The sequence below is a fragment of the Clostridium sp. genome (assembly GCF_032552055.1).
In the GTDB taxonomy this organism is placed as follows: domain Bacteria; phylum Bacillota; class Clostridia; order Clostridiales; family Clostridiaceae; genus Clostridium.
The window spans coordinates 1-7,695 of record NZ_JAWGSV010000146.1 but is presented as its reverse complement, the minus strand read 5'-3'; the positions used below and the strand labels follow the sequence as shown (position 1 = coordinate 7,695).

6 protein-coding genes and 1 pseudogene are annotated in these 7,695 nt (G+C 26.9%); 1 reads left to right on the top strand and 6 read right to left on the bottom strand.

The annotated features are described in order from the left end of the window. Nucleotides 1–299 (bottom strand): annotated as a pseudogene (locus tag E6248_RS10460) (methyl-accepting chemotaxis protein); the annotation flags it as partial. A 220-nt stretch (nucleotides 300–519) separates the two neighbouring features. On the opposite strand from E6248_RS10460, the gene E6248_RS10455 reads away from it, so the two are divergent. After that, complete coding sequence (locus E6248_RS10455) at nucleotides 520–1,833, top strand: VanW family protein (RefSeq protein ID WP_316340750.1); 1,314 nt, start codon at nucleotides 520–522, stop codon at nucleotides 1,831–1,833. 152 nt (nucleotides 1,834–1,985) lie between these two features. Here E6248_RS10455 and E6248_RS10450 read toward each other — a convergent pair whose 3' ends face one another. The 5 genes from E6248_RS10450 to E6248_RS10430 form a co-directional block, all read right to left on the bottom strand. Then, the gene (locus E6248_RS10450) at nucleotides 1,986–3,188 is read right to left on the bottom strand and encodes an NAD(P)/FAD-dependent oxidoreductase (RefSeq protein WP_316340749.1); all 1,203 of its coding nucleotides are present in this window, start codon (nucleotides 3,186–3,188) and stop codon (nucleotides 1,986–1,988) included. A gap of 100 nt (nucleotides 3,189–3,288) precedes the next feature. Beyond that, entirely contained in the window at nucleotides 3,289–4,950 is a 1,662-nt protein-coding gene (locus E6248_RS10445) for a hypothetical protein (RefSeq protein WP_316340748.1), read from the bottom strand. Between the two features lie 2 nt (nucleotides 4,951–4,952). After that, on the bottom strand, nucleotides 4,953–5,735 hold the full coding sequence (locus tag E6248_RS10440; RefSeq protein WP_316340747.1) for an ABC transporter ATP-binding protein: 783 nt from the start codon (nucleotides 5,733–5,735) through the stop codon (nucleotides 4,953–4,955). A 29-nt stretch (nucleotides 5,736–5,764) separates the two neighbouring features. Further along, on the bottom strand, nucleotides 5,765–6,757 hold the full coding sequence (locus E6248_RS10435) for an aromatic acid exporter family protein (RefSeq protein WP_136004608.1): 993 nt from the start codon (nucleotides 6,755–6,757) through the stop codon (nucleotides 5,765–5,767). A 14-nt stretch (nucleotides 6,758–6,771) separates the two neighbouring features. Next, the gene (locus E6248_RS10430; RefSeq protein WP_316340746.1) at nucleotides 6,772–7,647 is read right to left on the bottom strand and encodes a radical SAM protein; all 876 of its coding nucleotides are present in this window, start codon (nucleotides 7,645–7,647) and stop codon (nucleotides 6,772–6,774) included. Between the last annotated feature and the right edge of the window lie 48 nt (nucleotides 7,648–7,695).

Here is a 7,695-nt window from a genome sequence, read left to right as displayed (position 1 = left end):
TTAACTGCTTCATTACTTTTTGCATTAGTTAAATCACTTTTAAGCTTTTTATAGTCGTATCCCACTGTTGATTTGTTTTCTAATACTACTTCTAAATCTAATGTTGATATTGAACCTTTAATATTTTTTCCCTTCATTAAAACATCATCCGTAATTGAATCTAATATTCTATTAAAAATAAAAATATTAATACCTAACAATATTATCATTGATATTACAGTAACTAAGAAATTTATTTTGAATATCTTGCCCCCAATAGTTTTCCATCTTTTATTCCTACTTTTTCTTGCTTTCTTCATTTTGTCCCCCTGTTAATTCTATTTATTGCCAACTATAATTCTAACCATATATGGATTTATTGTAAATATTTATATGCTAAATTATTAAAACTATAATATCTAAAAGTTTTTTGGTAATTATTAGTATATATTATTAATTTTTGTATTGAATTTAAAGCACTTTGGTTGTAAACTATATATGCAAGGTTAACCTTGAATAAAATAAAGAAAGTTGGTACTTATGGATAATAATAATCTTAACACTGAAGACCAAAAGGAAGTGGTAGCAAGTTCTAAGAAGAGTACAATTTTCACACCAAAGTTTTTAAAAATCTCTCTTGTTGTATTAGTCTTAATACTTTCTTTAGGTGGATTTTTTACTGTAAAGAATATTAAGCTAATTAATAGCTACGAAAATAAGGCTTATCCTGGTGCTTATATATTAAGCAAAGATTTATCTGGCCTTAATGAAGAAGAGTTAAAAAACTCTATATCAAACTTACTACAAGATATAAGTAATAAAGAACTAGCTGTTAATGCAAATAGTTCTGAATTTAAAATTTCTTACAAGGACCTAGATGCTTCTTTAAACTCTGAAGATTTAGTTAATGAAATTTTAAACTTTGGTAAAAATGAAAGCTTCTTTAAAAAGCTTAATTTAATAAAGAAACCTGAAAATAGAGAATATGAATTTGAAGTTCTATTTAATGATGAAAAATTAAATGCTTTTGTATCTGATATTTCAAGTTCAGTAAATGTTGCACCAACTAATGCTTCTATTAATATTTCTGGAGATGCAATTAGTATATCAAATGATTCTACTGGACTTAAATTAAACACTGAGGAACTTATTAATAATATAAAAGACAAAATTAAAGATATGAAAGCTCCAAACTTAGTTGAGGTGGTAGGAAATGTTGAAGTAGTTGATGCAGATATTAAAGCATCAGCTTTAGGAACTGTCCAAAATAAACTTTCTTCATTTACTACTAAGTATCCAAGTGGTCCAAGCGGAACAAACCTTCAACTTGCTGCAAGAAATATAGACAACCAAATTGTTATGCCTGGTGAAACTTTTTCAACTGAAAAAGCAATAGGCCCAACTACTCTAGAAAATGGTTTCGTTGAAGCTAATACTTATGTAGGTGGTGAAGTTGTACCTGGAGTTGGAGGAGGCGTATGTCAAGTATCCTCTACTTTATATAATGCTATGCTTAGAGCAGGTATTATTCCTATTGAAAGGTTAAATCATATGATGCCAGTTTCATATGTCCCAATAGGTTTAGATGCAACTTTAGCTGATAACTTAATAGACTTAAAATTTACAAATACTACTGATTATCCTATAGTTATTAATACTTATGCAGGAAATGGAAGTTTAACAATAGAGTTTTGGTCAGATATTTCTATAAAGAATGGAATGACATATGAACCAGTATCTGTACCTTTAGGTCCACTAAGTGCAGATGTATATTTAAATAGCTATAACGCAAATGGAGAACTTGTAAATAAAGAATATTTAGATAGAAGTACCTATCAACCACTTCCAAACTAAAAGGGCTGTTTAAAACAGCCCTTTTTTTAATTAACAATTAACAGTTGGCACTTGACAATTAATGAAAAAACTCCCTAAGGAGTTTTAAAAATAAATTTAAAGTAATTACGTAGGAATTACTTCTATAATTATCCATTGTTAATTATTAATTGCTAATTGTCTTCCCCTGCAAGGTATCCTGTTGAAAATGCCATTTGAAGATTATATCCACCTGTTTCAGCATCTATGTCTATCACTTCCCCAGCAAAGAATAAACCATTAATAATTTTACTTTCCATAGTAGAAGCATTAATTTCTTTTACGCTTACTCCACCACTAGTAACCATGGCAGCTTTAATTGTAATAGTATCTTCTACTGTTAGTTTCATTTCTTTTATGTAGCTAATTAATTTTAACTCATCTTCTTTTTTAAGTTCAGATACTTTAACTTCAGTTAATTCTAAAATATTTAAAATTTCTTTTATAAAGTTTTGAGGTAAATATTCTTTTAAATTATTTAAAATACTCTTATTACTACCTCTTATTATTTGTGAAAGCTCTTCTTTAGATATTTCAGGTAAAAGGTCAATATTTATTTCTACTTCTCTTTCTTTTAATATCTTATTTATATAAGAAGAAAACTTAAGAACTCCTGGCCCAGATATTCCAAAGTGAGTAAATAGCATATCACCTTGCCTTTGAATTTTCTTTTTCTTTATAGTAGTACTTATTACTGCTTCTTTTATTGCTATACCTTGTAAATTTTTCACAAAACCCTCTTTTATTACAAGAGGAATAAGGGCAGGATAAAAACTATTTATAGTATGACCATGTTTTTTCAATATTTCAAACATACTACCATCTGAGCCTGTAGTAGGATAACTCTTACCACCTGTAGTAACTATAACCTTATCAGCATAAATCTCATTCCCCTCTTCTGTTACTACTCCTTTAATAGTGTTATTTTCAACTAATAAATCACTTATCTTAGTATTATAATAAGTTCTAACTTCATGCTTCATAAGGTCTCTTTTAAATATTTCTATAACCTCATCTGCTTTATCACTTTTTGTAAATACCTTTTGATCATATTCAACCTTATATTCAAGTCCTTTTTCCTTAAAATACTCCAATAAATTATAATTAGAGAAAGTATATAACGCACTATATAAAAACTTTTTATTTGTAACTATCTTTTCAAAAAACTCTTCTATATCCCTATTATTAGTAATATTACATCTTCCGCCACCAGTAAGCTTAAGTTTCTTACCTATTTCATTATTTCTTTCTATTAAAATAACCTCGTTATTTCTTGAAGCTGAAAGCGCCGCCATTATTCCTGAGGGGCCTGCTCCAACTACTATTACCTTTGACATATCTTTCTCCTTGTTAATCTTTTTTTAACTATTATATACTAAAAATAAAATAAAATCACTTAGTACTTCTTAAATAAAGCTAAGTGATTTTATTTATATACTAATTTTTTAGTTTTTCTTTAGGAACAACTAAGGAAAACTTCCATAAATATAGATCTATTAATAATAAGATTACAACAAAAATAAACTGTCCTATAATAAATTTACTAATTATAAAGTGAATAGCTACCGCAACTATTATACAAAAAAGATAAAGAAACATAGCTGCAACACTTTCTCCGCTATTAGTAGCTTCAAACTTCTTAGAAAATGGTAGCACCTTACTTAATTTCATAAAGTTTAAAATCATTAGTAAAATAAATACTAGGAAGGCTATGATTAAATGTATTATAACCTTTGGTCCGAATACAAATATATATATTGCAGAAATAACTAAATAAGGCATTAAAATAAATTTATAAATAGCTCCTTTTAATACTCCCCTAAAAATAGCTGATGTATTTTTTATAGGTGCAACTTCATATATCCAAGCTCCTAAATACCTCTCTGAGTATCTTAACATAATGATAATATTGGGAATAATAAATGAAAAAGCATATATTGAAAGATATAATTTTGAGTTTCTTAATCCTTCAAAGACCCCTGCTGGGTTATTTCTATCTATGCCTGTTATAAGAAAAATTATAGGTAAAACTATACCTAGTGCTAAATTAGGATAAATTTTAAGTTTAAACTCTCTTTCAGAATTCATAATTCCAATTGAAAAATTAAAAAAAGCTCTTTCTGTGTTATCCTTGCAAAAGAAATTATTTATCTTTATTAGGAAACTAACTTTTTCTTTTACTTTATCATCATTATTATTTAACTTTTGAAGATTTCTCTCAAAAGCTGGTGTTAATTTTAAGTATATAAATATTGATATAACTGGGACAATTAAAGCTAAAATACACATTATTATCTTAAGATTAGTTACCCCTTCTCCTGAAACTATTGAAAGTGGAGCTGCAAACCACATAGGAGGTATTAGCAAATGCCATAACTTTTCTTTATAATTTATATCTGCTAAATTAACAAATTCAAATAATCTAGGTATTATTTGATACATTACTATAATAAAAATACTTAATCCTATTTGCACAAAATTTATTAAATCTTTTAATTTTTCGCCATCAAAAAACTTTAAAACTAAAAGATAAGCTAGGGCTGTTATAATTATCATAAGTATATCTATTAAAATTATTTCAATTAAAAATATCAAGAAATACGTTATCCCATATTTAAAGGACACTAATAAAGATACTCCTGCTAAAGCAATAGTCAAATAAAGCATATAAATAAAAATGTGAGTTATTTTAGCAGCATTTATAGTTTTACTATCTACTCCTTTAGTAGATATAATATTTTTATCTCTAATATCTAAAATAACATAAGAAAAATCAGATATAAAAATAGTCAAAACCATGAACATTATTGCTGAAAAATATACTGCCATCATGTACATCTTATTAATATCAAATATAAGCATAATGGCTAAAAAAAGTCCCATAAAGGCATATAAAATTAAAGCCTTGTAAAACTGATTCGAATCCTCATCTTTTTTCTTTCTTTTGCTATTATCGTTATTGAAAACTGTGGCTTTTCTTCTTCCATCCATAGTTAACTTTGCATTTAATATTAATCTAAGGACTTCATAATCTACACCGAACTTTTTATAAATTCCTGATATTTTATCTAGAACCTTTAATACTTTAAACTCCTTCATAGCTATACCTCTTTAACTACTGAAATAAAGCTTTCTGCAAGTTCCTTATATTCATGGAATCCAGTAACTTCATTAAATATACTTTCAAGACTACTTTCCTTAAAGCTATTTTTTAACTCATCGAAATTTCCATCAGCTACAATTTCACCATTATTTATTAATACTATTCTATCACTTATTTTCTCAACTACTTCCATAATATGAGAAGAATAAAATATAGTCTTTCCTTCCTTTGCAAGATGAGATAGTATTTCTTTTATTATCATAACACTATTAGCATCTAAACCACTTAATGGCTCGTCTAAAAATAAAATTTCTGGATTATGAATTAAACTAGAAATAAGTATAAGCTTTTGCTTCATACCTTTAGAATATGATGAGATTCTTTTTTCATAAGAATCTAATATCCCTAAAATATCCATAAGCTTTCTTGCTTTGTTATCTACTGCATTATAATTTATACCATATAGTTGTCCAACAAATGTTAAATACTCCTTACCAGTTAAACTATCATATATCTCTGGGACTTCAGGAACATAACCTATTTTCTTCTTATAACTTTCATCTCCTGTAGCAATATCAGTTCCCATTACCCTTATTTCTCCAGAATATCCTGTAACAAGTCCTAATATTAATTTAACCGTAGTACTTTTACCAGCACCATTAGGTCCTATATAGCCAATAATGCTACCACTTTTAACCTTCAAATTAATGCCTTTTAATACTTCTTTTTCTCCAAAATTCATTTTTAAGTCTTTTAATTCTAAAATTGTATTTTCTTCCATAAAATCTCCCCCTATAATATTATACCCCTTTATGATTTTATTGTAAATTTATCCCTTTTATTTTCACTAGAATAATTTAAAATAAAGTTTCTCTTTATTCTTAATAAATCTTCCATATCGTTTAAAAATTGTAGTAATTGTGCCCTATTCTCGAATTCTTCTCTAGTTTTAGGCAAAGCCATTTGCTTAAAGTCTTCCTTTAAAACTTCAAGTTCCTCTAATAAGTCTAAACAATCATTAGTATCTTTTATTTGAGATGCAACACTTTTCGTAAATTTTGAAATCATAAAGGTTTGTTCAAAAGACATATAAAACTTTTCAAAATGTGATCTTAATTTTTTAATAATATCAAATTGAATCTTTCTCATATTCATATAATCAATATAATAAGAATCAGTATTTAATAAGTTATTGCTAGCTATTTTATATGCCCTATTTACTGCTTCTGTTAATCTATTCTCTAACTCATTCATTATTATTTCTTCATCAATATCCACTGTATAACTAACTAAAGAGTTTGCCATCTTATATAAAATAATTTTATAGCTTTTTTCAATATACTCCTTATCCTCATTAAACTCAGATCTTAGTGATGGCATAAATAAATTAGCTATAGAAGCTATTCCTACCCCAATAAAGGTAATTAAAAGCTCATTTATTATCCAATACGAATTAAGTTCACCTGCAATTAATAAATGTGTAGATAAAACTACAGCAGGCACCATCCCCTCAGCAATATTAAATTTTGATGTTAAGGGTATAAATATTAAAAGAAATATTGCAAAAGTAATAGGATTTTGTCCTAATATCTTAAATATCCCTATAGATAAAAATATAGCTATTATACAAGCAACTACTCTATTTCTTCCTACTATTAGTGCTTTTTTCTTTGTATCTTGAATACTTAATATCGCAATAACCGCTGCCACTGTAGCGTATTGTACATTAAATAAATTTGCAATAACTAATGCTATAGTCGCACTTATAGACATTTTAAAGGCTAAATTATAAATATATTTCAAATTACCACCATCCCTTATTTAAATCGTCTTTTTGCATATCCACACCTCTTACATAAATCTTCTACTGCAACTCTTCTAGAAAATCCATCATATATATTAATAGCTCTCTCCGAAGTTATTATATCTTCAAGACTTTGTTCAAATATATTTCCAAGAGGTATTTTACCCTCACTGTCCAAGCAGCAAGGTACTACAGTACCATCTACTAATATCCCTATTTGATCTCTAAGACCATGACAAAATACTTCCTCACTTATTAAAGAAAGATTAGCATCTGGCCAACTAAACTTTTCTGCCATATTTAAATATACTCTATCTTTAAGCTTTATACCTTTTTTCTCACTTAAGGCCAACGCAAGAGAAAAGTCTAATTCTAATGTATTTTCAATTCTTTTTATAATTTCACTATTTAAACTATTATTAGCTTTAAGCTCTTCAGTATCAATATTCCAAAGCCTTAAAGCACAGATAATTTCACTTTTTTCATTAGCTTCTTTTATAAAAGTTAAAACATTATTTAAATATTCATTAAAGTCTATTTTACTTTCATTCGCCTCGAAGCTATGTAATGAAATATTTATTTGTCTTATTGCTCCTGATTCAATTAATATATCTCTAACATTATTTATTAAAGTTCCATTAGTAGTAATATTAACTTTTATATCAGCTTCTTTTGCTATTCTTAGAAAACTCTTTAGATTCTTATTTAAAAAAGGTTCACCCATCAAATGCAAATAAATATAATTTGTGTAACCCTTTATTTTTTCTATAATATTTTTAAATTCGGAAGCTTCCATAAAGCCTAGTTTTCTACTAGTTTTAGGACAAAAATTACAACTTAAATTACAAATATTTGTTGTTTCTATATATATTTTTTTAAATCTTGGCATTTTAATCTCCTTTTTTCTTATAGTTCTTTTAATTAATAATCTTTATAT

Excerpts from the sequence above, each read along its gene's own strand:
- E6248_RS10455 (WP_316340750.1), top strand. The coding sequence starts at position 520 with ATGGATAATAATAATCTTAACACTGAAGACCAAAAGGAAGTGGTAGCA.
- E6248_RS10450 (WP_316340749.1), bottom strand. The coding sequence starts at position 3,188 with ATGTCAAAGGTAATAGTAGTTGGAGCAGGCCCCTCAGGAATAATGGCG.
- E6248_RS10445 (WP_316340748.1), bottom strand. The coding sequence starts at position 4,950 with ATGAAGGAGTTTAAAGTATTAAAGGTTCTAGATAAAATATCAGGAATT.
- E6248_RS10440 (WP_316340747.1), bottom strand. The coding sequence starts at position 5,735 with ATGGAAGAAAATACAATTTTAGAATTAAAAGACTTAAAAATGAATTTT.
- E6248_RS10430 (WP_316340746.1), bottom strand. The coding sequence starts at position 7,647 with ATGCCAAGATTTAAAAAAATATATATAGAAACAACAAATATTTGTAAT.